At 66.7% G+C, this 26,469-nt stretch carries 23 protein-coding genes and 1 pseudogene; 12 read left to right on the top strand and 12 right to left on the bottom strand.

The features are described 5' to 3' along the window. Positions 1 to 3,273, top strand: a 3,273-nt coding sequence (locus G3N64_RS12355; protein WP_277399103.1) for a DNA translocase FtsK, incomplete at its 5' end; no start/stop codon positions are given. 98 nt (positions 3,274 to 3,371) lie between these two features. Here the strand turns inward: G3N64_RS12355 and G3N64_RS12350 are convergent. Next, positions 3,372 to 4,616, bottom strand: a complete 1,245-nt coding sequence (locus tag G3N64_RS12350; protein WP_205784205.1) for a lactonase family protein — start codon at positions 4,614 to 4,616, stop codon at positions 3,372 to 3,374. 166 nt (positions 4,617 to 4,782) lie between these two features. Between G3N64_RS12350 and G3N64_RS12345 the strand changes: the two genes are divergently transcribed. Then, positions 4,783 to 6,612 carry a glycoside hydrolase family 15 protein gene (locus tag G3N64_RS12345; protein ID WP_205784204.1) on the top strand — a complete coding sequence of 610 codons (1,830 nt, stop codon included), beginning with the start codon at positions 4,783 to 4,785 and terminating at the stop codon, positions 6,610 to 6,612. Between the two features lie 212 nt (positions 6,613 to 6,824). Beyond that, complete coding sequence (phaZ, locus tag G3N64_RS12340; protein WP_205784203.1) at positions 6,825 to 8,300, top strand: polyhydroxyalkanoate depolymerase; 1,476 nt, start codon at positions 6,825 to 6,827, stop codon at positions 8,298 to 8,300. 88 nt (positions 8,301 to 8,388) lie between these two features. Here the strand turns inward: phaZ and G3N64_RS12335 are convergent, their stop codons facing one another. Next, on the bottom strand, positions 8,389 to 9,021 hold the full coding sequence (locus tag G3N64_RS12335) for a TetR family transcriptional regulator (protein ID WP_085041995.1): 633 nt from the start codon (positions 9,019 to 9,021) through the stop codon (positions 8,389 to 8,391). 156 nt (positions 9,022 to 9,177) lie between these two features. On the opposite strand from G3N64_RS12335, the gene rsxB reads away from it, so the two are divergent. Both rsxB and nth read left to right on the top strand, forming a co-directional pair. Beyond that, positions 9,178 to 10,182, top strand: a complete 1,005-nt coding sequence (gene rsxB, locus G3N64_RS12330) for an electron transport complex subunit RsxB (RefSeq protein ID WP_205784202.1) — start codon at positions 9,178 to 9,180, stop codon at positions 10,180 to 10,182. Further along, a complete protein-coding gene (gene nth / locus G3N64_RS12325; RefSeq protein ID WP_085041993.1) occupies positions 10,179 to 10,823 on the top strand; it encodes an endonuclease III in 645 nt (214 codons plus the stop codon). Before rsxB ends, nth begins: the two co-directional genes overlap by 4 nt. 139 nt (positions 10,824 to 10,962) lie before the next feature. Here nth and G3N64_RS12320 read toward each other — a convergent pair whose 3' ends face one another. After that, entirely contained in the window at positions 10,963 to 11,892 is a 930-nt protein-coding gene (locus G3N64_RS12320; protein WP_205784201.1) for a DMT family transporter, read from the bottom strand. Between the two features lie 296 nt (positions 11,893 to 12,188). Here G3N64_RS12320 and G3N64_RS12315 point away from each other — a divergent pair, with 296 nt between their 5' ends. Beyond that, positions 12,189 to 12,623: a DUF1841 family protein gene (locus tag G3N64_RS12315; protein WP_205784200.1), complete on the top strand. Its 435-nt coding sequence runs from the start codon at positions 12,189 to 12,191 to the stop codon at positions 12,621 to 12,623. A 99-nt stretch (positions 12,624 to 12,722) separates the two neighbouring features. On the opposite strand, the gene G3N64_RS12310 is transcribed toward G3N64_RS12315, so the two are convergent. Together G3N64_RS12310 and G3N64_RS12305 are read right to left on the bottom strand one after the other, a co-directional pair. After that, positions 12,723 to 13,082 (bottom strand): cytochrome c, encoded by a 360-nt coding sequence (locus tag G3N64_RS12310; RefSeq protein WP_027786804.1) that lies wholly within the window; start codon positions 13,080 to 13,082, stop codon positions 12,723 to 12,725. Between the two features lie 40 nt (positions 13,083 to 13,122). After that, entirely contained in the window at positions 13,123 to 13,482 is a 360-nt protein-coding gene (locus G3N64_RS12305) for a c-type cytochrome (protein ID WP_011352793.1), read from the bottom strand. A 245-nt stretch (positions 13,483 to 13,727) separates the two neighbouring features. Here G3N64_RS12305 and G3N64_RS12300 point away from each other — a divergent pair, with 245 nt between their 5' ends. From G3N64_RS12300 to G3N64_RS12280, 5 genes are all read left to right on the top strand, one after another. Beyond that, entirely contained in the window at positions 13,728 to 14,570 is an 843-nt protein-coding gene (locus tag G3N64_RS12300) for a MoxR family ATPase (RefSeq protein WP_205784199.1), read from the top strand. A 25-nt stretch (positions 14,571 to 14,595) separates the two neighbouring features. Beyond that, entirely contained in the window at positions 14,596 to 15,771 is a 1,176-nt protein-coding gene (locus tag G3N64_RS12295) for a VWA domain-containing protein (protein WP_205784198.1), read from the top strand. 54 nt (positions 15,772 to 15,825) lie between these two features. Beyond that, positions 15,826 to 17,037, top strand: coding sequence for a benzoate/H(+) symporter BenE family transporter (locus G3N64_RS12290; RefSeq protein WP_205784197.1), 1,212 nt, complete (start codon positions 15,826 to 15,828; stop codon positions 17,035 to 17,037). Between the two features lie 169 nt (positions 17,038 to 17,206). Continuing rightward, the gene (gene tal, locus G3N64_RS12285; RefSeq protein WP_205784196.1) at positions 17,207 to 18,160 is read left to right on the top strand and encodes a transaldolase; all 954 of its coding nucleotides are present in this window, start codon (positions 17,207 to 17,209) and stop codon (positions 18,158 to 18,160) included. A gap of 242 nt (positions 18,161 to 18,402) precedes the next feature. Next, positions 18,403 to 18,858: a VOC family protein gene (locus G3N64_RS12280; protein WP_205784195.1), complete on the top strand. Its 456-nt coding sequence runs from the start codon at positions 18,403 to 18,405 to the stop codon at positions 18,856 to 18,858. Positions 18,859 to 18,925: 67 nt separating this feature from the next. Here G3N64_RS12280 and G3N64_RS12275 read toward each other — a convergent pair whose 3' ends face one another. The 4 genes and pseudogenes from G3N64_RS12275 to G3N64_RS39705 all read right to left on the bottom strand — a co-directional run. Then, positions 18,926 to 20,476, bottom strand: coding sequence for a sodium:solute symporter family protein (locus G3N64_RS12275; RefSeq protein WP_205784194.1), 1,551 nt, complete (start codon positions 20,474 to 20,476; stop codon positions 18,926 to 18,928). Beyond that, a complete protein-coding gene (locus G3N64_RS12270; RefSeq protein ID WP_128842774.1) occupies positions 20,473 to 20,715 on the bottom strand; it encodes a DUF3311 domain-containing protein in 243 nt (80 codons plus the stop codon). Before G3N64_RS12270 ends, G3N64_RS12275 begins: the two co-directional genes overlap by 4 nt. Positions 20,716 to 20,913: 198 nt before the next feature. Then, on the bottom strand, positions 20,914 to 21,831 hold the full coding sequence (locus G3N64_RS12265) for a spermidine synthase (RefSeq protein WP_205784193.1): 918 nt from the start codon (positions 21,829 to 21,831) through the stop codon (positions 20,914 to 20,916). A 244-nt stretch (positions 21,832 to 22,075) separates the two neighbouring features. Then, a pseudogene (locus tag G3N64_RS39705) lies at positions 22,076 to 22,409 on the bottom strand (DNA-deoxyinosine glycosylase); the annotation flags it as partial. 155 nt (positions 22,410 to 22,564) lie between these two features. On the opposite strand from G3N64_RS39705, the gene G3N64_RS12255 reads away from it, so the two are divergent. Then, positions 22,565 to 23,260, top strand: a complete 696-nt coding sequence (locus G3N64_RS12255) for a mobilization protein (RefSeq protein WP_205784191.1) — start codon at positions 22,565 to 22,567, stop codon at positions 23,258 to 23,260. 86 nt (positions 23,261 to 23,346) lie between these two features. Here G3N64_RS12255 and G3N64_RS12250 read toward each other — a convergent pair whose 3' ends face one another. The 3 genes from G3N64_RS12250 to htpG are packed head-to-tail and all read right to left on the bottom strand — an operon-like array spanning position 23,347 to position 26,326. Beyond that, positions 23,347 to 23,823, bottom strand: a complete 477-nt coding sequence (locus tag G3N64_RS12250) for a DNA-deoxyinosine glycosylase (protein ID WP_205784190.1) — start codon at positions 23,821 to 23,823, stop codon at positions 23,347 to 23,349. Further along, complete coding sequence (locus G3N64_RS12245; protein WP_205784189.1) at positions 23,823 to 24,419, bottom strand: chorismate lyase; 597 nt, start codon at positions 24,417 to 24,419, stop codon at positions 23,823 to 23,825. Before G3N64_RS12245 ends, G3N64_RS12250 begins: the two co-directional genes overlap by 1 nt. A gap of 8 nt (positions 24,420 to 24,427) precedes the next feature. After that, the gene (gene htpG, locus G3N64_RS12240) at positions 24,428 to 26,326 is read right to left on the bottom strand and encodes a molecular chaperone HtpG (RefSeq protein WP_205784188.1); all 1,899 of its coding nucleotides are present in this window, start codon (positions 26,324 to 26,326) and stop codon (positions 24,428 to 24,430) included. Positions 26,327 to 26,469 lie beyond the last annotated feature (143 nt).

The following is a 26,469-nucleotide window of genomic DNA, read 5'->3' as shown; positions in this document are numbered from 1 at the left end:
GCAACCGTGGCCGGTGTGGCCGCGGCAGCAGCCGGCATTGCAGCGCCGGCGGCGGCGGCCGTGCCGGCCGGGATCGCCTCCGCGACCCACGGCCTCGCGGCGCACGACGCCAGTGTTCCGCTCGCACACGATGGCGCACCGGCGTACGACGACGCACCGATCGTGCTCGACGCGTTCCTGCCGGCAGCGCCCACTGCCCATGCACCGGTTGCCGACTCAGGCGCCCTGGCGTTCGACGCCGCCGCACCGCACACGCTGTCGAATACCGGCATCGACGATGCCGCGCTCTCGTATTACGCCGATGACGAGATCCGACCCGCCGACGATGCCCCTGCCGCGCCGGCGCCGGGAATCGCGCCGGCGCCATCGTTCGACGCGCCCATCGACCTCGCGCCGTGGGAAGACCTCGCCAGCCAGCCGGTTTCGTCATTCGATGCTTCCGACTGGAACCCGGTCGCCGAGTCGTCGACCGATTTGACGGGATCGGAACCGGCCCATGCCGCCGCCGCGCAACCCGGGACCGAGGCGGTTCACGACATCGCCGCGAGCAATCCGCCGGCATCGTTCGATACTGACGACAAGTCCACGGAGCAACCGGCTCCCGCAATCGATCGCACGGCATCGGCCCGTGTGCCGCAGGGCATCGCCAATGCGCACGCCGATGCGAAGCCCGCCGGGAACATCGCGCCGTTCGCAGCCCTCCCCTCTTCGCCGATCGCCGAGACGACGTCGCGCGCAAATGCGGAAGCCACGCCGTTTGCGGCAGCTTCGGTACCGGCCGCATCGAGTGCCGCACTGGAAGCCTTCAAGGCGGACACGGTGGAACCTGCAGCGGCGCTGTCGGCAATCGCAAAGGACGCCGCCCCGGCAGCGGCACGGACGTGGACGCCGTTGACGGCGCAACCTGCCGCGACGAATACGCCCGTCGCCGCTGAATTGCCGAAATCGCCGGTCGCTGTTCAACCATTTGCCGCCCCGCAAACGGCTTCGGCTACCGCTGCATCGCCGAGCGTCGGCACCGCCCACGGTTCGGCTGCGCAAGCCCCCGCATCGAGCATTGCGCCCGCCGCGACACCGTCGACGGCCGGCACGTCGGCTTTGGCATCCGATTCGACCGCACCGGTGATCGCTACTGTGACGCCCGTGAATATCGCGTCCGGCTCGATCACTGCACCGTCTGCCGCGCCCGTCCCGACGCTTCAGGTCCACCCGGCAACCGCTTCGACGGGTACGACATTCGGCACATTCGACACCTCCGGCGTAGTCACCCCGCAGCCGGCCGCAAGCCTGCCCGTACCGTCGGCCGCGTCCGACATGACGGCACGGCCCTCCGGCGCAGTCGCACCGATCGCCACAGCCGCGGCAACACCGGCGCAACCGCTCGCAAGCTCACCCGTCGTTCCGGCCGGCTCGCTGACGTCCTTCGGCACAACCGCCGCGACGCAGGCTCCGTCGATCGCTTCCGCACCTGCAGCGATCGAAACCACGACGTTCGCAACGCCAACCGCCCCGGCGGCGGCGCCGGCAGGCTGGTCCGTGTCGAATGTCTCCGCAACACCGGCAGCCTCATCGGCCGCGGCACCGCAACCCGCAGCAACAATCCCCGGCACGAGCGTGGCCGCCCCTGCGGTGGTCGCGACCGCACCGGCGATCCCCACTGCCCCGCCGGCCGAAGCAATCGCGGCCCCGGCAACCGAACCCGCGGCGCCGGCCGCAGCCGGCTCACCGGCCCCCGACGCCCCCGTGCGCCAGCCGCGCCCGAACGCATTCGAATTCCACGCACCCGCGTCGTTCAACGTCGAGCTGCCGACGCTCGACCTGCTCGAGCCCGGGTCCGGCGACATCGAAACGATCACCGAAGAACACCTCGCGCAGACGGCGCAGGTGATCGAGCAGCGGCTGCAGGAATTCAAGGTGCCGGTGACGGTGGTCGGCGCGTCGGCCGGCCCCGTGATCACGCGTTTCGAGATCGAACCCGCACTTGGCGTACGGGGCAGCCAGATTGTCGGGCTGATGAAGGACCTGTCGCGCGGCCTCGGCCTCACGTCGATCCGCGTCGTCGAGACGATTCCCGGCAAGACCTGCATGGGCCTCGAACTGCCGAACGCGAAGCGCCAGATGATCCGCCTGTCGGAAATCATCGAGTCACGCCAGTACCAGCACTCGGCCTCGCAGCTGACGATCGCGATGGGCAAGGACATCACCGGCCATCCGGTCGTCACCGATCTCGCGAAGGCGCCGCACATGCTCGTCGCGGGCACGACGGGCTCGGGCAAGTCGGTCGCGATCAACGCGATGATCCTGTCGCTGCTGTACAAGGCGACGCCCGAGGACGTGCGGCTCATCATGATCGACCCGAAGATGCTGGAGCTGTCGGTCTACGAAGGCATCCCGCATCTGCTCGCGCCGGTCGTCACCGACATGAAGCTCGCAGCGAACGCACTGAACTGGTGCGTCGGCGAGATGGAGAAGCGCTACCGGCTGATGTCGGCCGTCGGCGTGCGCAACCTCGCGGGCTTCAACCAGAAGATCCGCGACGCGGAAGCGAAGGAAAAGAAGATCGGCAACCCGTTTTCGCTGACGCCCGACGATCCCGAGCCGCTGTCGACGCTGCCGCTGATCGTCGTCGTGATCGACGAGCTGGCCGACCTGATGATGGTCGCCGGCAAGAAGATCGAGGAGTTGATCGCGCGCCTCGCGCAGAAGGCACGCGCGGCCGGCATCCACCTGATCCTCGCGACGCAGCGACCGTCGGTCGACGTGATCACGGGCCTGATCAAGGCGAACATCCCGACGCGCGTCGCGTTCCAGGTGTCGTCGAAGATCGACTCGCGCACGATTCTCGACCAGATGGGCGCCGAATCGCTGCTCGGGATGGGCGACATGCTGTTCCTGCCGCCGGGCACCGGCTATCCGCAGCGCGTGCACGGTGCGTTCGTCGCCGACGAGGAAGTGCACCGGATCGTCGAGTACCTGAAGCAGTTCGGCGAGCCGCAGTACGAAGAAGGGATCCTCGACGGCCCGGCCGCCGACGGTGCAACGCAGGACCTGTTCGGCGATGCGCCGGACGCGGAAGCCGATCCGCTGTACGACGAAGCCGTGGCATTCGTCGTACGCACGCGGCGCGCGTCGATCTCGTCGGTGCAGCGGCAGTTGCGCATCGGCTACAACCGCGCCGCGCGCCTCGTCGAGCAGATGGAGGCGGCCGGACTCGTGTCGCCGATGGGTATCAACGGCAGCCGCGAGGTGCTCGTGCCGGCCGCGGCCGACTGAGCGCGGCCGGGCGGCCGCCGTCAACCGATACGGGCACACCGGGAAACCGGCCGCCCCGGAAAAACAAAGGGCGCTGCCTCGGCAGCGCCCTTCTTTTTTTACTGCACCGGCACCAGCTTGAAGTCGACCGGCTTGCCGACCGCCACCTTCTGCGGATTCGCGCCAAGCTGCCCCGTTTCGACATTGCGGCTGAACACGTAGAACGTATCGCTGTCCTGGTTGCCGACGATCAGCCACTTGCCGGTCGGATCGATCAGGAACTCGCGCGGCGTCTTGCCGAGGCTCGACTGGCGGCCGACGTGCTTGAGCCGGCCGTCGGCCTGGTTCACCGCATAGATCACGAGGTCGTTCGCGTCGCCGCGGTTGCTCACATACAGGAAGCGGCCGTCCGGCGACAGGTGGATCGCGCCGCCGCCGACCTTGCCCTTGAAGCCCGGCGCGGTCATCGACACGGTCTCGACCGGCGTCAGCTTGCCGTCGTGGTAGCCGAACACCTCGACCGACGCGTTGAGTTCGCTCGTCACGTATGCGTACCGGCCGTCGGCGCTGAACACCATGTGACGCGGGCCCGAACCCGCCTTCACCGGCGTGTAGCGCGTTTCGGTCGGGCTGATCAGCCCGCGGCTGCCATCCACCGTGTAGCGGTAGCCGTAGATCTTGTCCGCACCGAGATCCTGTACGAACAGGTAGTGCCCATCAGGCGAAAACACCGTCGAATGCACGTGCGCGCCGTCCTGGCGGCCCTTCACGGGCCCCGTACCTTCGTGGTGCACGGTCAGCGCGGCCTGGCCGACCGCGCCGTCGTCGCGCAGCGGCAACACCGCGAAGCTGCCGCCCGGATCCTTCGCGACCGAGTAGTTGGCGGTCACGAGGGTCTTGCCGTCCGGCGACAGCGCGAGATAGCAAGGATCGTTCCCTTCCGACGACACGCGGTCGATGAAGCTCAGCGCGCCCGTCTTCGCGTCGAAGCGGAATGCGCTGACGCCGCCGCGCTGCGCCGCCGGCCCGTCGTCGCCGGGCAGTTCGTTGACCGCGTAGACGGTGCGACCGTCGCGGCTCGGCAACAGGTACGACGGATTCACGGTCTTCGCCGACGACACGGGCGCGACGCTGCCGGTTTTCGTATCGAAGCGGTAAACATAGATCCCGTCGCTGCCGCCGCCCGTGTAGGTGCCGACGAGCAGGTTGTAGACGCCGTCGGCCGGGGCGGGCGGTTGCTGCGCAAATGCATGGGTCGCGGAAAGGGAGAGCACGATCGCGAAACCTTTCATCCAGTGAGCGAGCCTAAGCGGGAACCCTCGTGTCGAAGCGCGTGCGTCACGCTCGCGTAAACGGTTGGGCATTGAATCCTCCTTGCATCGAGTCGCTTCAAGTGTTGAGATAGGACGAAACGCCGGCCGTTCATGCGCTCCGCCGCCCGGCAGAGTATACGGGGCGCGGTGCCAGCGCGTGAAGCCTTGGCCACCGCCGTCCGCACTGTGAACTCGAAACCAAGGATCTCGCCTGCCCATGCCTGCCCTGATCGAAGACTACGCCCTCGTCGGCGACGGCCACACCGCCGCGCTGATCGCAAAAGACGGCTCCGTCGACTGGCTGTGCTGGCCCCGCTTCGATTCGGGCGCCTGCTTCGCGGCGCTTCTCGGCACCCCCGAGCACGGCCGCTGGCTGCTCGCGCCGGCCGCCGACGCCGCGATCACGCACACGACGCGCCGCTATCGCGGCGACACGCTGATTCTCGAAACCGACTACGAAAGCGCCGACGGCGCCGTCACCGTGATCGACTTCATGCCGCCCGGCAACGGCTGGTCCGAACTGGTGCGGATCGTCGTCGGCCGCCACGGCGCGATGAAGATGCGCATGGAGCTCGTGTTGCGCTTCGACTACGGATTCTCGATCCCGTGGGTCACGCAACTGACCCGCGAGGACGGCATGAAGGCGATCGCGGGCCCCGACACCGTCGTGCTGCGCACGCCGGTGCCGCTCACCGGCAAGAATCTCCACACGCTCGCGGAATTCACGGTCAGCGCCGACGAGCGCGTGCCGTTCTCGCTCAGCTACGCGGCGTCGCACCTGCGACTGCCGCCCGCGCGCGATCCGCTGTCGATGCTCGCGCGCACCGAGAACTACTGGCTCGAATGGTCGGGCCGCTGCCAAGTGCAGGGCCGCTACGCGGCCGCCGTGCGCCGGTCGCTGATCACGCTGAAGGCGCTTGCGTACGAGCCGACCGGCGGCATCGTCGCGGCGCCGACCACGTCGCTGCCCGAGAAGATCGGCGGCAACCGCAACTGGGACTACCGCTACTGCTGGCTGCGCGACGCAACGATCACGCTGCTCGCGCTGATGCGCGGTGGCTACTACGACGAGGCGCGCGCGTGGCGCACGTGGCTCGGCCGCGTGATGGCCGGCTCGCCCGAACAGATCCAGATCATGTACGGGATTGCCGGCGAACGCCGGCTGCCGGAAATGGAGCTCGACTGGCTGCCCGGCTATCAGGACTCGAAGCCGGTGCGCGTCGGCAACGGCGCCGCGAACCAGCTCCAGCTCGACGTGTTCGGCGAGGTGATGGCCGCGCTGCACCTCGCACGGGTGGGCGGCCTGCAGGCCGACGACACGGTCTGGTCGGTGCAGTGCGCACTCCTCGACCATCTCGAGAAGATCTGGCAGGAACCCGACGAAGGCATTTGGGAAACGCGCGGCGGCCGCCGCCATTTCACGTTCTCGAAGGTGATGGCGTGGGTCGCGTTCGACCGCGCGATCAAGTCGGCGGAGATGTTCCGGCTGCCCGGCTCGCTCGACCGCTGGCGCGCGCTGCGCGACCAGATCCATGCCGACGTGTGCAACAACGCGTGGCACGAAAGCAAGCAGGCGTTCGCACAGAGCTACGGCAGCGACGAGCTCGACGCCAGCGTGCTGCTGATGCCGCTGCTCGGCTTCCTGCCGCCGGAAGACCCGCGCATCGTCGGCACGGTCGAAGCGATCGAGCGGGAATTGCTGCACGACGGGCTCGTGATGCGCTACCGCACGACCGAGTACGACGACGGCCTGCCGCCCGGCGAAGGCACGTTTCTCGCGTGCAGCTTCTGGCTGGTCGACAACTATGCGCTGCTCGGCCGGATCGACGACGCGCACCGCCTGTTCAGCCGGCTGCTCGCGCTGTCGAACGACCTCGGGCTGCTCGCGGAGGAATACGACCCGGTGGCCGGGCGGCTGGTCGGCAACTTCCCGCAGGCGTTCTCTCACGTGGCGCTCGTGCATACCGCGATGAACCTGATGCACCACGAAGATGCGATCGCGCGCGCAGCCGGCCAGCCCGCGCCGGCCGTCGCCACGGGGCGCTGAACGGAGGCGCTAGCGGCTTGTTCAGAGAACGTCAAATCGCAAAAGGTTGATGAATAATCGGGGAAATGTTGCATTGCAACATTCATCGTTGTCCGATATGATCGACGCGATTGTCCGGCTGCTATGCATCATGGCCGGTCGCTGACCCACACGGCACGCCGCGACGCCCCACGCCGCCCTTGCGCACCGTCCCCCACGCGGGAGTAGTCTGCATGCTTTACCAACTGCACGAATTCCAGCGCGCCATGCTGAGCCCGCTGACGGCCTGGGCCCAGGCCGCGTCCAAATCGTTCGCCAATCCGTCCAGCCCGTTCTCGCTGATGCCGGGCGCGACGCGGATGGCCGCCGCGTACGAATTGATGTACCGGCTTGGCAAGGATTACGAGAAGCCCGAGTTCAACATTCATCAGATCGTCAAGGACGGCCACAACATCCCGATCGTCGAGCAGACGATCGTCGAGAAGCCGTTCTGCCGACTGCTGCGCTTCAAGCGCTATTCGGACGACGCCGACGCCGTCACGCAACTGAAAGACGAACCGGTCGTGCTGGTCTGCGCGCCGCTGTCGGGCCACCACTCGACGCTGCTGCGCGACACCGTGCGCACGCTGCTGCAGGATCACAAGGTCTACATCACCGACTGGATCGATGCGCGGATGGTGCCGGTCGAGACCGGCCCGTTCCACCTGCACGACTACATCGCGTATATCCAGGAGTTCATCCGTCACATCGGCGCGCGCAACCTGCACGTGATCTCGGTGTGCCAGCCGACGGTGCCGGTGCTCGCGGCGATCTCGCTGATGGCGAGCCGCGGCGAGGACACGCCGCTCACGATGACGATGATGGGCGGCCCGATCGATGCGCGCCGCAGCCCGACATCGGTGAATTCGCTCGCGACGCAGCACTCGACCGCGTGGTTCGAGAACAACGTGATCCACACGGTGCCCGCGAACTATCCGGGCGAAGGCCGCCAGGTGTATCCGGGCTTCCTGCAGCACACGGGCTTCGTCGCGATGAACCCGGAACGGCACGCGCAGTCGCACTGGGATTTCTACCAGAGCCTGCTGCGCGGCGACGAGGACGACGCCGAAGCGCACCGCCAGTTCTACGACGAGTACAACGCAGTGCTCGACATGGCGGCCGAGTATTACCTCGAGACGATCCGCGTCGTGTTCCAGGAATTCCGGCTGGCCGAGGGCACGTGGGATGTCGAAGGCGAGCGCGTGCGTCCGCAGGACATCAGGCACACCGCGCTGATGACGATCGAGGGCGAACTCGACGATATCTCGGGCAGCGGCCAGACGCACGTCGCGCACGAGCTGTGCACGGGCATCCCGCAAGACGACCGCCGCAGCCTGACCGCCGAGAAGTGCGGTCACTACGGGATTTTCTCGGGCCGCCGCTGGCGCACGATCATCTATCCGCAACTGCGCGACTTCATCCGCGAGCATGCACCGGAGCCGAAGCACGGCGCGACGAAGAATGTCCCCGATGCGCCGACGGCCACGACGCTCGCCGCCGTACCGGCCAGCAACGCACCGGCTGAAGCGACGCGCGCCAACGTGGCGAAGCGCACGCGCGCGAAGACGCCGGCCAAGGCCGCCGCCCCTGCCAAGGCCGCACCGGCCGCAGAACGCGCTGCCGGCAGCAGCCCGCGCGCCAAGACCGTGCGCACGCGCAAGGCCGCCTGACGCATCGCGTTCCGACGAAAAAACGCCGCCGTTGCCTGCGCACGGCGGCGTTTTTACATCCGGCGGCCGCTTCAGCCCGGTCGGCGCATCAGCGGCGCAATAGATACGCGAGCAGCACTTCGGTGTTCATCCTGACCATCTCGGCGCGCTCGTCGGTGTCGGTAAAATCGCGGCCGAGCGTCGCGGCGAGCGTAAAGCGGTTCGACACGATGTAGTAGCCGAGCCCCGACAGCGTCACATAGAAGCGCAGCGGATCGACGTCGGTGCGGAACAGCCCGGCCTTCTGGCCGCGCGACAGCACGTTGCCGAGCTTCGCGACGATCGGCGACATCATCTCGCGGATCCGCGTCGACTTGTGCAGGTAGCGCGCTTCGTGCAGGTTCTCGTTGTTGATGAGCCTGAGCAGCTCCGGATGGTCGCGGTAGTAGTCCCAAACGAAATGCGCGAGCCGCGTGACGGCTTCGACCGGCGCGACGCCGTCGAGATCGAGCACGCGCTCGGCCTCGGTCAGCGCGGAGAACGCGTGTTCGAGCACGGCCGTAAACAGCTGCTCCTTGCTGCCGAAGTAGTAATAGAGCATGCGCTCGTTGGTTTCGGCCCGGCGCGCGATCTGGTCGACGCGTGCGCCGAACAGCCCTCCACTCGCAAACTCTTCGGCTGCCGCCATCAGGATGCGGCGGCGCGTACCTTCAGGATCTCTTTTGATTTTTGGCTGATTCATGGTGGCGTTTTGCTATGTGAGCCGCTTGATCCGGACCGGCACCCCCACCGCCTCGGCGCCGGCCGCCCTGGAACGGGCGCGCCGCGGGCGGCCGCCCTCCTGCTGAGCCCCTGCAAAAAAGCGGTTCGATTATGCGCACAGACGGCGTCCAGCGCAATGCGGGAAATCGGCGATAATCAAGCTTTGGCAAACCTTTCCGGCCGCGCCCGACGCGGCCGAGAGCCATTCGGCGCCGCTGCGCCCGTTGTCACCGTGACCGACTCCAAAACACTCGCAGATCGCATCGAAGATCTGCTTCCCCAGACGCAATGCACGAAGTGCGGCTATAACGGCTGCCGCCCGTACGCCGAGGCAATCGCCGCCGGCGACGCGAACTACAACCAGTGCCCGCCCGGCGGCGCCGAAGGCATCGCGCGCCTCTCGAGCCTGCTCGGCAAGCCGGTGATTCCGCTGAACCCCGTCAACGGCAGCGAGCATCCGCGCGCGGTCGCCTTCATCGACGAAAGCCTCTGCATCGGCTGCACGCTGTGCATGCAGGCGTGCCCGGTCGACGCGATCGTCGGCGCGCCGAAGCAGATGCACACGATCATCGAGTCGCTGTGCACCGGCTGCGACCTGTGCGTGCCGCCCTGCCCGGTCGACTGCATCGCAATGCTGCCGGTGACCGGCGATCGCACCGGCTGGGACGCGTGGTCGCAGGCACAGGCCGATGCCGCGCGTGAACGCCACGACCTGCGGCTCGCGCGCCAGCGCCGCGAACGCGAGGCCGCCGAAGCGCGCGCGGCAGCACGCCGCGCGGCCAGTGCCGCGAAGCCGGCTGCGGCACAAGCGGAAGCGCAATCCACCGCGCCGGCTGCCGCACCGGCCGCCGACGACGCCGAAGCGAAGAAGCGCGCGATCATCGCCGCCGCGCTCGAACGTGCGCGCAAGAAGAAGGAAGAACTGTCCGGGCAAGGCGCCGGGCCGAAGAACACCGAAGGCGTGAGCGCAGCCGTCCAGGCGCAGATCGATGCGGCCGAGGCGCGCCGCAAACGGCTCGCCGAACAGCAGGCCCAACGCGACGCCGAAGCGGCGGCTGCGAGCGGCAACGATGAAGAGAACGACGCAGGCAACGACGGCCCGGGCGGGCCGTCCGCACCGCCCGACCAGAACGCTCCATGAACGCCAGCAAACGACACGCGATCTACGAAACGCTGCAGAGCCTCAATCCGCATCCGACCACCGAGCTCGAATACTCGACGCCGTTCGAGCTGCTGATCGCCGTGATGCTGTCCGCGCAGGCGACCGACGTATCGGTCAACAAGGCGATGCGGAAGATGTTTCCGGTCGCAAACACTCCGCGACAAATCGTCGCACTTGGCGAAGAAGGCGTCACCGAGTACATCAAGACGATCGGCCTGTACCGGACCAAGGCGAAGAACGTGGTCGCGACGTGCCGGATCCTGCTCGAGCGCTACGACGGCGAGGTGCCGGCCGATCGCGAAGCGCTCGAAGGCCTGCCGGGCGTCGGCCGCAAGACTGCGAACGTCGTGCTGAACACCGCGTTCGGCCAGCCGACGATCGCGGTCGACACGCATATCTTCCGCGTCGCGAACCGCACGGGGCTCGCGCCGGGCAAGGACGTGCGGGCCGTCGAGGCCGCGCTCGAGAAGTTCACGCCGAAGGAATTCCTGCAGGACGCGCATCACTGGCTGATCCTGCACGGGCGCTACGTGTGCAAGGCCCGCAAGCCCGAATGCTGGCACTGCGCGATCGAGCCGCTGTGCGAATTCAGGCCGAAAACGCCGCCGCCGAACGAGTGACGCGCAACCGCGGCCGACGTGCCGCAGACCGCCCGGCGCCATGCGGCAGGGCGCTCGATGCACGCGCCATCGGCCGATGTGCCGCCGGCACACCACGGCCGCGACAGCACGGCAGCCGCCCCCGCTTTCCCTTTCCCGACTACGCGTTGGACGTCGCCGTCGCGTCGTCAGCCGCCGCACCGCCCGCGCGCACCAGCGCCAGCACCGCAGCCAGGATCGCCACGCCGCCCGCCCACTGCAGCGGCGACAACCCTTCGCCGAACAGCAGCGCCGCAAGCGCGACCGTCACGACCGGTTCGAGCGTCGACAGCATCGACGTGCGCGCAGCCCCGAGCCGCTCGAGCCCGGCAAAGAACGCAAGCATCGCCGCGACCGTCGACACGAGTGCGATCGCGAGCATCGACGCCCAGCCGCCAGCCGTCGCGGGCCAGCGCGGCGGCGCGCCGAACGCCGCGGTCCGCACGACGGCGATCGCCACGAGCGTCGCGGTTGCCGACAGGCAGATGATCGCGGTGGTCGCGAGCGGATCGACGCCGCGCGTCGCCTTCGTGCCGCCGACGATGTACAGCGAATAAATCACCGCGGCGGCCAGCGCGAGTGCGATCCCGAGCGGCTCGCCATGCCCGCCGCCGACCATCAGCGCCGAACCCGCGACGCACAGCACGAGCGCGACGGCCTTCGCGCGCGTGAGGCGCTCGCCGAGCCACCATGCGGCCAGCAGCGTGACGAAGGCCGGATACAGGTACAGCAGCAGCGCGACGAGGCTCGCCTGCGCGTGTTGCAGCGCGCTGAAATAGCAGAACGACTGCCCGACGTAGCCGAGCGCCCCCATCGCCACGAGGGGGCCGAGCGCGCGCCCGCGCGGCCACACGACACGGCGATGCCGTGCAATCGCCGCGAGCACCGCGCCGCCGATCGCGAAGCGCACGATCAGCAGCCCGAGCACGTCGACGCCGGCCGCATACGCGTAGCGGCCGAAAATCGCCATCGCACCGAACGCGGCGGCGGACAGCGCGACGTAGAGCGTGCCCTGCAGGGCGGCGGACGATGGGCGGGCGGTGGCGGTCATGATCGAACGGGCGCGAATGGCGTGGCGACGGAAATCGTCGGAGTGTAACGGCGCGGCGGCGGCGAGCCTAGCCCACGCTTACCCGTTCCGCCGACCCGGCAGGGAGGCTGGGCGACCGGCCGGCGCCTGCACTGCGGACAATGCCGGTGCCACGGGCGCTACCAGCGCCACCTGCCGCGCCTGCCGGCCACCGCCGCGGCGCAACCCGCTCCCGCCCGCCGCCAGCGCCGTCCGCCGACCCGGCGTACAATGCGCGACGCGGCATCACGCCGTCCGAATCACGACGTTTCCCCACCATGTTCAATCCAAGCCGCGACGAAGTGCGTCGCTTTTTCACCGAGACCTGGCGCAAGCAGCGCGCCGGCGAGATCCTGACACCGCTGGAAGCGATGGCAGCCGACTGGATCGTCGAGCATCCCGAATATCACGACGAACTTGCCGACGCCGATGGCGCCGGTGCGCGCGAGTACACGCCCGAGGAAGGCCGCACGAACCCGTTCCTGCACCTGTCAATGCACCTCGCGATCAGCGAGCAGCTGTCGATCGACCAGCCGCCCGGCATCCGCGCCGCGCACGACAAGCTCGCGGCAAAGCTCGACTCGACCCACGACGCGCAGCACGTGATCATGGAGTGTCTCGGCGAGACGATCTGGGAAGCCCAGCGCACGAACACGCCGCCCGATACCGACGCATACCTGCAGCGCATCCTGCGCCGCGCATCGCGCGACTGAGCGCCGCGGCACCGGCCCACGGGCGCCGGGTCGCGGACAAAAAAATACCCCGCCGAGGCGGGGTATTTTTGCTGCGCGGGCCCGTCGGGCCCGTCGCGCTTACTTCTTGAACACGAGATCGGTCTCTTTCAGCGACTCGATGTAGGCGGCGATGTCCTTCATGTCGCTGACCGACAGGCTCTGCACCTGTGCCTGCATGATCGCGTTGTTGCGACCGAGCAGCGGATTCGTCAGGCCCATCTGGTACTGGCGCATCGCCCACACGAGGTAGTCGGCATGCTGGCCGGCGAGGCGCGGATATTCGGCGTTGATCGGCTTGTTCATCTGCGCGCCGTGGCAGGCGGCACAGTTGTGCGATTCGACCAGTTCCTTGCCCTTCGTGATGTCCGCCGCGTGCGCGGTACCGATCGCGAGGCCGGCCGCCAGTGCAACCGCCGCCGTCTTGAATGCGTTGTTCATGAATGCTCCTGTCCCGCCGGTCAGATCGGCGGCGCGCGCTTTACTTGTAGGGATTGTCCTTCGTGTCGGCCTTCTGGACGGCGTAGTACGCCGCCAGATCCGCGATATCCTGGTCCGTCAGCGAACCGGCGATCGCATTCATCGACGGGAAGTGACGATCCTTCTTGCGGTAGGCCTTCAGCGCGTTCTCGAGATATTGCTGGTTCTGGCCGCCGAGGACAGGCACCCGGTAGACCTCCGGGTACGCCGCGCGGTAGTCCTGGATGCCGTGGCAACCGATGCACATGGCGGCCTTGCTCGCCCCGTCCTTCGGGTTGCCGACCACACCGGCCGCCTGCGCGCTGCCCGCGAGCGCCACGAGCGCTGCGACAACGACGTGTTTGCCGACAAATTTGTTCATAGCTCTTGTAACCTAGCTTGAGGGGAAACTGGCGCCAAAGCGGCAACGGCCCGCGCCGTTATGCTTGTCAGGTCGCCACGCAGGCCAAAAAAAACGGCCAGATTGTACCGCGTCGGCGGGGAACGCGTCCACAAGGCACCCCGGTTCGCCCCGCCACAGCCCCGCAACGATACGCGGGCGCAGCCTAACCGGACAGCCCTTCTGACTTATACTGGGTTTTTTCCCCGTTTGAGAAGAGCGCCGCCATGCGTTTCGAAGGGTCCTCGCACTACGTCGCCACCGACGATCTGAAGCTCGCGGTCAATGCCGCGCTGACGCTGCAACGCCCGCTCCTGATCAAGGGCGAGCCCGGCACCGGCAAGACCATGCTCGCCGAGGAAGTGGCCGCCGCGCTCGACATGCCGCTGCTGCAGTGGCACATCAAGTCGACCACCAAGGCGCAGCAGGGCCTGTACGAATACGACGCCGTGTCGCGGCTGCGCGATTCGCAGCTCGGCGACGAGCGCGTGAAGGACATCTCGAACTACATCGTCAAGGGTGTGCTGTGGCAGGCATTCGATGCCGAGCACCCGAGCGTGCTGCTGATCGACGAGATCGACAAGGCCGACATCGAATTCCCGAACGACCTGCTGCGCGAGCTCGACCGGATGGAATTCCACGTGTACGAAACACGTGAAACGGTCCGCGCGAAGCACCGCCCGCTCGTCATCATCACGTCGAACAACGAGAAGGAGCTGCCCGACGCGTTCCTGCGCCGCTGCTTCTTCCACTACATCCAGTTTCCCGACCCGGCGACGATGCAGAAGATCGTCGCGGTTCATTTCCCGGACATCCGCGAGGCGCTGCTGCGTGCGGCGCTCGAGAGCTTCTTCGAATTGCGCGGCGTATCGGGCCTGAAGAAGAAACCGTCGACGTCCGAACTGCTCGACTGGCTGAAGCTGCTGCTCGCCGAGAACATCCCGGCCGACGCGCTGCGCGGCGTGGACGCGAAGCAGATCGTGCCGCCGCTCGCGGGCGCGCTGCTGAAGAACGAGCAGGACCTGAGCCTGCTCGAACGGCTCGTCTACATGAACCGGCACAACCGGTAATCCCCCCATCCGCGAAGGCCCGGCCATGCTGCTCAATTTCTTCTACGCGCTGCGCGCAGCCAAGCTGCCCGTCTCGGTGAAGGAATACCTGACGCTGCTCGAATCGCTGAAGGCCGGGCTGATCTCGCCGTCGATCGATGCGTTCTACTTCCTCGCGCGGATGACGCTCGTCAAGGACGAGCAGTACTTCGACAAGTTCGACCAGGCGTTCGGCGCGTATTTCCACGGCGTGTCCGCACTGCCGTCCGAAGCGTTCGACATTCCGCTCGACTGGCTCGAAAAGCGTCTCGAGCGCGAGCTGTCGCCGGAAGAAAAGGCGCAGATCGCGGCGATGGGCGGGCTCGACAAGCTGATGGAGCGCCTGAAGGCACTGCTCGACGAGCAGAAAGAACGCCACGAAGGCGGCAACAAGTGGATCGGCACCGGCGGCACGTCGCCGTTCGGGCACGGCGGCTACAACCCGGAAGGCGTGCGCATCGGCGGCCCGTCGAACGGCAACCGCACCGCGGTGAAGGTGTGGGAAGCGCGCGCATATCGCGACTACGACGATTCCGTCGAGATCGGCACGCGCAACATCAAGGTCGCGCTGCGGCGGCTGCGCCGCTTCGCGCGCGAAGGCGCCGCCGAGGAGCTCGACCTGCCCGGCACGATCCGCAGCACCGCCGCGAACGCCGGCTGGCTCGACCTGCGGATGGTGCCCGAGCGCCACAACAACGTGAAGGTGCTGATGCTGCTCGACGTCGGCGGCTCGATGGACGATCACATCAAGCGCACCGAAGAGCTGTTCTCGGCCGCGAAGGCCGAATTCAAGCACCTCGAATTCTTCTACTTCCACAACTGCGTGTACGACCACCTGTGGAAGAACAACCGCCGCCGCCACTCGGAACGCACCGCGACGTGGGACGTGCTGCACAAGTTCACGCCCGACTACAAGCTGATCTTCGTCGGCGATGCAACGATGAGCCCGTACGAAGTGCTGCAGCCCGGCGGCTCGGTCGAATACAACAACCCGGAAGCCGGCGCCGTATGGCTGCGCCGCCTCGCCGACCAGTTCCCCCATCATGCATGGCTGAACCCGGAGCCCGAGCGGCTATGGGAATACCGGCAGTCGGTCGCGATCATTCGCGACGTGCTCGGCCAGCGCATGTATCCGCTCACGCTTGCCGGCCTCGAAACCGCGATGCGCGCACTTAGCAAGTAACGACCCCCACCCAGCACGAAGGCCGCGCCCGCGCGGCCTCCCCCCGGAGATAGCATGAACCCCTCGCCCACCGCGAGCGCCAGCCGCGCCGGCGGCCGCCGCTTTTTCGCCGATACCTCGGTCTCGGCACTCGTCGCCGGCTTCGTCGCGATGATGACGGGCTACACGAGCTCGCTCGTGCTGATGTTCCAGGCCGGGCGCGCCGCCCACCTCACCGATGCGCAGATCTCGTCGTGGATCTGGGCGCTGTCGATCGGCATGGCGCTGACGACGATCGGCCTGTCGCTGCGCTTTCGCGCGCCCGTCGTCGTCGCGTGGTCGACGCCCGGCGCCGCGCTGCTGATCGCGTCGCTGCCCGGCGTACCCTACCCCGAGGCGATCGGCGCGTTCGTCGTCTGCGCGGTACTGCTCACGGCCATCGGCGTGAGCGGGCTGTTCGACACGCTGATGCGCAAGATTCCGGCCGGCATCGCCGCCGCCCTGCTCGCGGGCATCCTGTTCGAGATCGGCATCGAAATCTTCCGCGCCGCGCAGTTCCAGACCGCGCTCGTGCTCGCGATGTTCTTCACGTACCTGATCGTCAAGCGGCTCGCGCCGCGCTATGCGATCGTCACGACGCTGATCGTCGGCACGGCAGTCGCCGGCGGCCTCGGCCTGCTCGACTTCAGCGGCTTTCACATCGCGTTCGCGAAGCCCGTGTTCACGATGCCCGCGTTCTCGATCGCATCGATTGTCAGCATCGGCATTCCGCTGTTCGTCGTCGCGATGGCGTCGCAGAACGTGCCGGGCATCGCGGTGCTGCGCGCGGACGGCTATCCGACCCCGTCGTCGCCGCTGATCGCGACCACCGGCCTCGCATCGCTGCTGCTCGCACCGTTCGGCTCGCACGGCGTCAACCTCGCGGCGATCACGGCCGCGATCTGCACGGGCCCGGAAGCGCACGAGGATCGCGCGAAGCGCTACACGGCCGCCGTGTGGTGCGGCACGTTCTACCTGATCGCGGGGATCTTCGGCGCGACGATCGCCGCGCTGTTCGCAGCGCTGCCGAAGGCGCTCGTCGTGTCGGTCGCCGCGCTCGCGCTGTTCGGCTCGATCATGAGCGGGCTCGCGAACGCGATGCAGGACGTGAAGCAGCGCGAAGCCGCGCTCGTCACGTTCATGGTCACCGCGTCGGGCCTCACGCTGCTGTCGATCGGCTCGGCATTCTGGGGGCTCGTCGCGGGAATCGTCACGCAGGTGATCCTGAACGCGCGACGCCCCGCGTGACGCGGCGCAGCGCCCGCCGCCGCAGCCATCCGGACACGCCAGAACGTGCCCGACACGAATCGGGCCTAGAATAGCGGATCGGAGGCGGCGCCCGGCGCCGCTTCGCTTCGCCGCCGCGCTCGCGCGGCCCGTGAGAACCCGGCGCATTGCGCCCTTCTTCCGAATCGCCATGACTACCGCACTCGACCAGCTGAAGCAGTACACGACCGTCGTCGCCGACACGGGCGATTTCCAGCAGCTTGCGCAATACCAGCCGCAGGACGCGACCACGAACCCGTCGCTGATCCTGAAGGCCGTCCAGAAGGATGCGTACAAGCCGATCCTCGAGAAAACCGTCCGCGATCATCGCAACGAAAGCACCGATTTCATCATCGACCGCCTGCTGATCGCATTCGGCACCGAGATCCTGAAGCTGATCCCGGGCCGCGTGTCGACCGAGGTCGACGCACGCCTGTCGTTCGACACGCAGCGCTCGATCGACAAGGGCCGCGAGCTCATCAAGCTGTACGAGGCAGCCGGCATCGGCCGCGAGCGCATCCTGATCAAGCTCGCATCGACGTGGGAAGGCATCCGCGCGGCCGAAGTGCTGCAGAAGGAAGGGATCAAGTGCAACATGACCCTGCTTTTCTCGCTCGTGCAGGCCGCTGCATGCGCGGAAGCCGGCGCGCAGCTGATCTCGCCGTTCGTCGGCCGCATCTACGACTGGTACAAGAAGCAGGCCGGCGCGGAGTGGAATGAAGAGAAGGACGGCGGTGCGAACGATCCGGGCGTGCAGTCGGTGCGCCGCATCTATACGTACTACAAGACGTTCGGCTACAACACCGAAGTGATGGGCGCGAGCTTCCGCACCACCAGCCAGATCACCGAACTCGCCGGCTGCGACCTGCTGACGATCAGTCCCGATTTGCTGCAGAAGCTGCAGGACAGCAACGAGACCGTCACGCGCAAGCTGTCGCCGGAAGCGCTGCAGGACAAGCCGTCCGAGCGTGTCGCGATCGACGAGGCCGCGTTCCGCTTCCAGCTGAACGACGACGCGATGGCAACCGAAAAGCTCGCCGAAGGCATCCGCGTATTCGCCGCCGATGCGGTGAAGCTCGAGAAGCTGATCGACTCGCTGCGATAAGCCGCGACACGCGTCTGCGGCTGTCGGCAACACTGACAACAGCCGTCAGCAAGCACGCCGCACACGGCCGCGAACGTCATGTTCGCGGCCGTTTTATTTTTCATTCCATCGTCGAGCACGCGCACTACAATCCACGTCACGGGTGCGTCGGCCGCCTCCCGAGGCCCCCTTTCCCAGTCAGTCTTGCACGACGCCGAACCCGCACTGATGCGCAGGCCGGCCCCCCACTACAGGAGACAGCGATGCAAGTTCAACCGTACCTGACGTTCTACGGTCGTGCCGACGAAGCCCTTCAGTTCTACGAAAAGGCACTCGGTGCGAAGACGATGTTCAAGATGCACTTCAAGGATGCGCCGCCGAATCCCGACTACCCGATGACGCCCGAGATGGGCGACAAGGTGATGCACGCGAGCTTCACGATCGGCGACTCGATGATCATGTGCTCGGACGGCGACTGCAGCCAGCCCGGCGGTGGCATGCATGCCGGCTATTCGCTGTCGCTGAACCCGGCGACGGTCGAGGAAGGCCAGAAGCTGTTCAATGCAATCGCCGACGGCGGCGAAGTGACGATGCCGTTCGGCAAGACGTTCTGGGCGCTCGGCTTCGGGATGGCGAAGGATCGTTTCGGCGTGCACTGGATGGTCAACGTCGAGGACCTGTCGCAGCGCGAGGATCTCGCGAAACGCGCGCAGGGATAACACGAAAGACGAAGCCCGCCACCTTGCCGGTGGCGGGCTTTTTCATTGCGTGGCCGTGCAGGCAGCGTCAGCCTTCCACCACGTCGAGATAGTCCTCCGGCCGCGTGCGATCCTCTGCATGCGCCATGCCCATCACGCGCACCAGCACGCTCACCACCACCGCCACCACCAGGTTCACGACCAGCGACCACACGGCCGCGTAGCCGGGAATCGCGAGGCCGAACAGGTGGATCGTGAAGATCGAGCTCGCCAGCTTCAGCGAGACCGCCATCCACGTGCCGCACACGATGCCGGCCGCCCAGCCGATCAGCAGGCCGCGATGGTCGAGCAGCCGCGTGTACAGGCCGAGCACGATCGCGGGCAGCGTCTGGATGATCCAGATCCCGCCGAGCAGCTGCAGCTGGATCGCATAGGTCAGCGGCAGCCCGAGGATGAACGCGACCGCGCCGACCTTCACGATCAGCGATACGAGCTTCGCGACGTGCGTTTCCTGGTCGTGCGACATGTTGCGGTTCACGAACTCGCGGTGAATATTGCGCGTGTACAGGTTCGCGGCCGCGATCGACATGATCGCCGCCGGCACCAGCGCGCCGATGCCGATCGCCGCAAACGCGACACCGACGAACCACGACGGGAAATACTCGAGGAACAGCGCGGGCACCGCGAAGTTCGGGCCGAACGCCTTGAAGTACGGCGCGTACTGCGGCATGTCCTTCACGCCCGATGCGAGCGCCATGTAGCCGAGCAGCGCGAGCAGGCCGAGCACGAACGAATACGCGGGCAGCATCGCCATGTTGCGGCGGATCGAGTTGCCGGACGACGACGACAGGATCGCCGTCACCGAGTGCGGATACAGGAACAGCGCGAGCGCCGAGCCGATCGCGAGCGTCGCGTACGCGCTGTAGCCGTTCAGGCTCATCGCGTCGGGCGCCTTCAGCAGCATCTTCGCGGGCGGCACGCTCGCGAAGATGTGCCCGAAGCCGCCGAGCTTCGCCGGGATCACGACGACCGCCGCGGCGATCGTGATGTAGATCAGGATGTCCTTGACGATCGCGATCATCGCGGGCGCGCGCAGCCCCGACGTGTACGTGTACGCGGCGAGGATCGCGAACGCGATGATCAGCGGCAGGTCGCCGACGAAGCCGGTCGTGTCGAAGCCGAGCGCGCCGATTACCACTTCGATGCCGACGAGCTGGAGCGCGATGTACGGCATCGTCGCGAGGATGCCCGTCACCGCGATCGCAAGCGCGAGCATCCGGCTGCCGTAGCGTGCGTTGACGAAGTCGGCGGCGGTCACATAGCCGTGCCGCTTCGCGATGCTCCACAGCTTCGGGAACACGACGAACGCGAACGGATAGATCAGGATCGTATAAGGCAGCGCGAAGAAGCCCATCGCGCCGGCGCCGAACACGAGCGCAGGCACCGCGACGAACGTGTAGGCCGTGTAGAGATCGCCGCCGAGCAGGAACCACGTGACGATCGTGCCGAAGCGGCGTCCGCCGAGGCCCCATTCGTCGAGATGGGCGAGATCGCCGCGTCGCCAGTTCGCGGCCAGGAAACCGATGATCGTGACACCGATGAACAGCAGGACGAAGACGAAGGTTGCACCGAGATTCATCGTGCACCTCCCTGCGGACCGCTCGCCTTCCACGCGTTCTTGGTCTTGAAATAGACGAACGCGGTGATCACCGCGCTAATGAAGACCCACAGCAGCTGGTACCAGTAGAAAAACGGAAAGCCGAACCATTGCGGTTCGATCTTGTTGTACGACGGTACCCAGACCATCGCGATCAGCGGCAGTACCAGCAGCCAGAGCCAGCGCTTGGCGGCCCGGTTGGCGTCGGCATCGTGAGCCATGACGTCTCCTCATCTTTCCCGGTTATCGATCTTGTTGAGCGGGTACGGCGCCGAGAGGAGCACAAAACGGGTAGGCTGCGGCTCCCCTAGCTTCGCGCCAGTATAGGAGCCGCGAGCACGCGGTCAAGCAGGGGCGAACCCGAGGTGATCCGCCCCTTGTCGCGTGGTTGCACCGGCATGCCGCCGGTGCATGAAACGTCAGATCGCGAACGAGGTGTCGCGTGCGCCGGTCGTTTCTTTCAAAGCTTTCACCCACTTGCGTGCGGGCAGCTTGAGCGTGTCCTCGATCAGCTTCGCACGCGCGTCGAGCTGGGCGAACGGCACGTCGAGCGCGGGGCCCGAGAACGCGATCGCGATCCGGTTGCCGTCGTGCACTTCCGGCAGCGCGATCACGCGATGATCGAATGCCGCGTTCAGGTGCTTCATGTTGCGCACGAAGCTCGGATGATCGCCGAACAGGTTGATCGTCGCGATGCCCGCGTCGGCGAGGCAGCCGCGCACTGCACGGTAGAACGCGACGCTGTCGAGCACGGGGCCGCGCGCGGTCGCATCGTACAGGTCGATCTGGATCGCGCCCGCCGAGCCGCGGTTGGCCGGGTCGTTGACGAAATCCCATGCGTCGGCTTCATGCACGGCGAGGCGTGCATCGTCCGGCGGCAGCGCGAACATCGTGCGCGCGGCGACGATCACGGCCGGGTTCAGTTCGACGGCCTCGACTTTCGCGTGCGGCAGGAAGCGGTGCGAGAACTTGGTCAGCGCGCCGGTGCCGAGTCCGAGCTGGACGATCCGCTCAGGGGTTTCGAGGAACAGCAGCCACGCCATCATCTGCTGCGCGTATTCGAGCTCGATATGCAGCGGCTTCGAGATCCGCATCGCACCCTGCACCCACTCGGTACCGAAGTGCAGGAAGCGCACGCCGCCTTCTTCCGAGAACGTGACGGGCGCGAAGCGCGGCTTGCGCGGCGCTTCGAGCACGGGCACGTCGTCGTGTTCGTCGATGTCCGGGCGGCGCTTCACGCGCGGCGGCTGGAGTTTTTCGGAGCCGTTGTAGGCGGACGGTTTGCTGCGCTTGGACGCACGCGCCTCGGCGGACGCGCGCTTGATCAGTCGGGTCATGATTGAATCTCGCTGGGTGATGCTGGTTTTAGCGGACGAGAGGATAGCATTGGCGGGGAGATGGTCGCTGCCGGAGACAGATCCGACACGACGCATCGTTGATCCGTCACGTGCAGATTGCCGTCGGGCCTGACCGTCAGTCGGAAGTCGAAGGGCATATCGAAGTCGTATTCGCCGCCTGACATCAAGGCCCTGCCGATCGCTTAGGATCATCGGCCGAGCGAGACGTCGGCAGCGCTGTCGGTCAAAGGACAATTCGGCGCCACTGTTCCAGCTCCTGCTCGAACGACAGCATCGCATTCGCCGGGCGCGACGAAGGCAGCACGAGCGTGTCGCCCCCCCGCCGTGCCGTTGAAGCAAGCCCTCCTCAGCAACGGCGCATGGGCTTTCAACGCATCGATATCGTTCGGCCTCGCGTGACGGATCGCCGAATCGCGGCTGCCTTCGCGATGGCACGCGGCCAGCACGTCCCAGATCCCGATCCCGTGCGACGGCACACGCTCGAGCCGCGCGTCGTACGCGAGCTCGTGCAGCCCGTGCTCGCCGAGCACCGTGCCGGGCAGCCGCCGGAACGGGTTGATATTTTGTCCGGTTTGACACCTCTGTCGATCACACAGCATGCTGCTGCCACGCACGCATTTCGTTTCGACGTGAGCTGTTTCGTCGTTACGTCACCGAAACCGGCTAACGTCGGTTTCAGCCATACCTGCTCCACCACACGGGATCCGTAAGCATGAGTCACATCCACTTCATTGGCGGGGAAAAAGGCGGCGTGGGCAAATCGCTCGCCGCTCGCGTGCTAGCCCAGTATTTCATCGATCGGAGCGTGCCCTTCCTGGGCTTCGATACCGACCGATCGCATGGCGCACTGCTGCGGTTCTATTCCGACTTCGCCGCGCCTGCCGTTCTCGACCAGCATGACAGCCTCGATCCCGTCCTGGAATCGGCCGTCGAAGATCCGCAGCGACGCATCCTGGTCGATCTCGCCGCGCAGACGCAGCAGGCGCTCGCCGAATGGCTCGACGATTCGGACGTGTTCGGTTTTGCCGAAGAACACAACCTCACGCTCACGTGGTGGCACGTCATGGACACCGGACGCGATTCGGTCGACCTGTTACGGCGGTGGCTCGACGCGTTCGGCGGACGAATCAAGCTGATGCTCGTGCTGAACGAAGTGCGCGGCGATCGTTTCGAGATTCTGGAGGCATCCGGCGAGCGCGAGCGGGCCGAAGGGCTTGGCGCCAGCGTGATCACGCTGCGCCGCCTGCCCGATACGACCATGCAGAAGATCGATCGACAGAGCGCCAGCTTCTGGGCGGCAGTCAATCATCCGGACCGTGCCGCCACCGGGCTCGGCTTGCTGGAGCGGCAGCGCGTCAAGGTATGGCTGCATCGCACATATGCGGAACTGGACGGGGTCGCGTTGTAGGCTGATCCCACTCTGCGCGCGATGCATGGGGCGTGATCCGGTCCCACGGCAAGCAGCGAGCGAGGAAGCCCGCTGCCTGTGACACGCTACAGGTCAATCGCGCGCCAGAGATGCAATTTCTGCTCGAACGAAAGCATCGCATTCGCCGGGCTCGACGACGGCAGCACGAGCGTCTCGTACCCGGCCTCGCCGATCACGCCGGCAAACCGCCCTGCCGTCTTGCCGTTGAAACAGACCTTCTTCAGCAACGGCGCGTGTTCGCGCAGCGCGTCGAAGTCGTTCGGCTTCGCGTTCCGAATCGCCGAATCGAGACTGCCTTCGCGATGACACGCGGCCAGCACGTCCCAGATCCCGATCCCGTGCAACAGCACACGCTCGAGCCGCATGTCGTACGCAAGTTCGTGCAGCCCATGCTCGCCGAGCACCGTGCCGAGCAGCCGCCAGAACTGGTTGCGCGGATGCGCGTAGTACTGCGCGGCATCGAGCGACGCCTCGCCCGGAAAACTGCCGAGGATCATCGTGTGCGTATGCGCCGCGACGACCGGCGGGAAACCCCGCAACATCACGCGCCTCCGCCGGGCCCGCCCGAGCGCGGCCCGTCGCCGTGCGCATCGAGATGACGCCACAGCGCCGGCAGCATGCACTCGGTGACCATCAACGGCTTGCCATGACGCTGGAACACCGAGCGCCGCGCGGCGAACGAATGCGGCGCTCGCGCCCCGTCAAGCGCATGGGTCGCCAGCGCATACAGCGGATGGCCCGCGATCACGCGCCGGCTGACGAGCGCCGAACGCTCGACCTGCGAATCGCCGTACAGCAGCTCCGCCAGCGGCCGCGTGCGCAGCCGCCGCATCGCCTGCCACACGCCCTTGCTGGCGGAAAGCGGCGCGATGCTGTGCGCGGCGACGTACGGTATGCCGTCGACCGACAGGATCACCTCGCGCACCCACATCGGTGCGCGCGGCAAACTGGCGACCGCGTCCGGCTCGTCGAACCACGGGCAGTCGACCGCCTCGCGCGTCACGCGCACGTTCACGCGGCCGAGCCGCGCGAGGTGCGCGGTCAGCGATCCGCCGCGCGTCAGCCAGTCGCGCTGGTCGAGCGTGCAGCCAGGCCGCGGCGTCTCGCGCCAGCCGGCCTGCCCGCCGTCGAATCGCATGCGCGTGTTCACGCGGCGCGCGACAGCAGCAGCGCGTTGGTCCGCTTCACGAAGCTTGCCGGATCGTCGAGCATGCCGCCTTCGGCCAGCAGCGCCTGATCGAACAGCAGATGGCACCAGTCGCCGAAATCGGCGCTGTCGGCCTTCAACTGCTTCACGAGCGCGTGCTCCGGATTGATCTCGAGGATCGGCTGCATCGCCGGCGCGTTCTGCCCGGCCGCCTTCAGCATCCGCTGCAGGTAGCCGCTCATGTCGTTGTCGTCCGCGACGAGGCACGACGGCGAATCGGTCAGGCGGAACGTGACGCGCACTTCCTTCACCTTCTCGCCGAGCGCTTCCTTCATCTTCTCGACGACCGGCTTGATCGCTTCGCCCGCCTGCTCTTGCGCCTTCTTCTCTTCGTCGTTCAGCTCGCCGAGATCGAGGTCGCCACGTGCCACGCTCGCGAGCGGCTTGCCGTCGAATTCCTGCAGGAACGACAGCATCCATTCGTCGACGCGATCGGTCAGCAGCAGCACCTCGACGCCCTTCTTGCGGAACACTTCGAGATGCGGGCTGTTCTTCGCGGCCTGCCATGCGTCGGCCGTCACGTAGTAGATCTTGCTCTGCTCGGGCTTCATGCGCGACACGTAGTCGGCGAGCGACACGTCCTGCGCGTCGGTATCGCCATGCGTCGACGCGAAGCGCAGCAGCTTCGCGATGCGCTCGCGGTTCGCGTGATCCTCGCCGAGACCTTCCTTCAGCACCTGGCCGAACGCGCCCCAGAACGTCTTGTACTTCTCCTTGCCGGCATCGTCTTCCGCGTTCGCGAGCTCTTCGAGCATCGACAGCGTGCGCTTCGTCACGCCTTCGCGGATCGCCTTCACGTCGCGGCTTTCCTGCAGGATCTCGCGCGACACGTTCAGCGGCAGGTCGGCCGAATCGACGACGCCCTTCACGAAGCGCAGGTATTGCGGCAGCAGTTGCTCCGCGTCGTCCATGATGAACACGCGCTTCACGTACAGCTTCAGGCCGCCGCGATAGTCGCGGTTCCACAGGTCGAACGGCGCGTGCGACGGCACGAACAGCAGTTGCGTGTATTCGCTGCGGCCCTCGACACGGTTATGCGTCCACGTGAGCGGATCCTGGTGGTCGTGCGCGATGTGCTGGTAGAACTGCGTGTACTGCTCGTCGGTGACGTCGCTCTTCGAACGCGTCCACAGCGCGCTCGCCTGGTTGACGGTCTCGTCCTCGTCCTTCAGGACCATCTCGCCCTTTTCCTGATCCCATTCTTCCTTCTGCATCAGGATCGGCAGCGCGATGTGGTCGGAATACTTCTGGATGATCGACTTCAGGCGGTGCGACGACAGCAGCTCGTCCTCGCCTTCGCGCAGGTGCAGCGTGATCGTCGTGCCGCGCTGCGCGCGCTCGATCGCGTCGATCGTGAAATCGCCCTCGCCCGCGCTTTCCCAGCGCACGGCTTCGCTCGCCGGCAGGCCGGCGCGACGCGTCTCGACGGTGATCTTGTCGGCGACGATGAAGCCCGAGTAGAAACCGACGCCAAACTGGCCGATCAGCGCCGCATCCTTCTGCTGGTCGCCCGACAGCTTCGTGAAGAATTCCTTGGTGCCCGAACGCGCGATCGTGCCGAGGTTCGCGATCGCCTCGTCGCGGCTCATGCCGATGCCGTTGTCGTCGATCGTGATCGTGCGCGCGGCCTTGTCGTAGCCAATGCGGATGCGCAGGTTCGGATCGTTCTCGTACAGCGCGTTGTCCGCGAGCCCTTCGAAACGCAGCTTGTCAGCCGCGTCGGACGCGTTCGACACCAGTTCGCGCAGGAAGATTTCCTTGTTGCTGTAGAGCGAATGGATCATCAGATGGAGGAGTTGCTTGACCTCTGCCTGAAAGCTCATCGTTTCGTGTGCCATGGATGCTGTTTCCTCTTGCTTGAACTTGAATGATGTGGCGCAGGCGACCGGCGCGCGATGCCGGCCGACCCGTGAAAGAACGACCGCCTGCACGGGCGGTTTGCGCGCCTATCTGGGGACGGCGTGCGCAATTTCAAGTGACG

This window comes from Burkholderia sp. Ac-20344 (genome assembly GCF_017104975.1).
Taxonomy (GTDB): domain Bacteria; phylum Pseudomonadota; class Gammaproteobacteria; order Burkholderiales; family Burkholderiaceae; genus Burkholderia.
Note: the sequence above shows the minus strand (reverse complement) of the source record. Positions and strands in the feature narration are given on the sequence as shown.

What these genes read in the sequence shown, in the direction of transcription:
- G3N64_RS12350 (WP_205784205.1), bottom strand. Translation starts at nt 4,616, where the DNA reads ATGCCCAACCGTTTACGCGAGCGTGACGCACGCGCTTCGACACGAGGG.
- G3N64_RS12280 (WP_205784195.1), top strand. Translation starts at nt 18,403, where the DNA reads ATGCAAGTTCAACCGTACCTGACGTTCTACGGTCGTGCCGACGAAGCC.
- G3N64_RS12335 (WP_085041995.1), bottom strand. Translation starts at nt 9,021, where the DNA reads ATGAATCAGCCAAAAATCAAAAGAGATCCTGAAGGTACGCGCCGCCGC.
- G3N64_RS12255 (WP_205784191.1), top strand. Translation starts at nt 22,565, where the DNA reads ATGAGTCACATCCACTTCATTGGCGGGGAAAAAGGCGGCGTGGGCAAA.
- G3N64_RS12345 (WP_205784204.1), top strand. Translation starts at nt 4,783, where the DNA reads ATGCCTGCCCTGATCGAAGACTACGCCCTCGTCGGCGACGGCCACACC.
- G3N64_RS12275 (WP_205784194.1), bottom strand. Translation starts at nt 20,476, where the DNA reads ATGAATCTCGGTGCAACCTTCGTCTTCGTCCTGCTGTTCATCGGTGTC.
- G3N64_RS12270 (WP_128842774.1), bottom strand. Translation starts at nt 20,715, where the DNA reads ATGGCTCACGATGCCGACGCCAACCGGGCCGCCAAGCGCTGGCTCTGG.
- G3N64_RS12250 (WP_205784190.1), bottom strand. Translation starts at nt 23,823, where the DNA reads ATGTTGCGGGGTTTCCCGCCGGTCGTCGCGGCGCATACGCACACGATG.
- G3N64_RS12290 (WP_205784197.1), top strand. Translation starts at nt 15,826, where the DNA reads ATGAACCCCTCGCCCACCGCGAGCGCCAGCCGCGCCGGCGGCCGCCGC.
- G3N64_RS12300 (WP_205784199.1), top strand. Translation starts at nt 13,728, where the DNA reads ATGCGTTTCGAAGGGTCCTCGCACTACGTCGCCACCGACGATCTGAAG.
- G3N64_RS12305 (WP_011352793.1), bottom strand. Translation starts at nt 13,482, where the DNA reads ATGAACAAATTTGTCGGCAAACACGTCGTTGTCGCAGCGCTCGTGGCG.
- tal (WP_205784196.1), top strand. Translation starts at nt 17,207, where the DNA reads ATGACTACCGCACTCGACCAGCTGAAGCAGTACACGACCGTCGTCGCC.
- G3N64_RS12245 (WP_205784189.1), bottom strand. Translation starts at nt 24,419, where the DNA reads ATGCGATTCGACGGCGGGCAGGCCGGCTGGCGCGAGACGCCGCGGCCT.
- htpG (WP_205784188.1), bottom strand. Translation starts at nt 26,326, where the DNA reads ATGGCACACGAAACGATGAGCTTTCAGGCAGAGGTCAAGCAACTCCTC.
- nth (WP_085041993.1), top strand. Translation starts at nt 10,179, where the DNA reads ATGAACGCCAGCAAACGACACGCGATCTACGAAACGCTGCAGAGCCTC.
- G3N64_RS12265 (WP_205784193.1), bottom strand. Translation starts at nt 21,831, where the DNA reads ATGACCCGACTGATCAAGCGCGCGTCCGCCGAGGCGCGTGCGTCCAAG.
- G3N64_RS12310 (WP_027786804.1), bottom strand. Translation starts at nt 13,082, where the DNA reads ATGAACAACGCATTCAAGACGGCGGCGGTTGCACTGGCGGCCGGCCTC.
- rsxB (WP_205784202.1), top strand. Translation starts at nt 9,178, where the DNA reads ATGCGGGAAATCGGCGATAATCAAGCTTTGGCAAACCTTTCCGGCCGC.
- G3N64_RS12320 (WP_205784201.1), bottom strand. Translation starts at nt 11,892, where the DNA reads ATGACCGCCACCGCCCGCCCATCGTCCGCCGCCCTGCAGGGCACGCTC.
- G3N64_RS12315 (WP_205784200.1), top strand. Translation starts at nt 12,189, where the DNA reads ATGTTCAATCCAAGCCGCGACGAAGTGCGTCGCTTTTTCACCGAGACC.
- phaZ (WP_205784203.1), top strand. Translation starts at nt 6,825, where the DNA reads ATGCTTTACCAACTGCACGAATTCCAGCGCGCCATGCTGAGCCCGCTG.
- G3N64_RS12295 (WP_205784198.1), top strand. Translation starts at nt 14,596, where the DNA reads ATGCTGCTCAATTTCTTCTACGCGCTGCGCGCAGCCAAGCTGCCCGTC.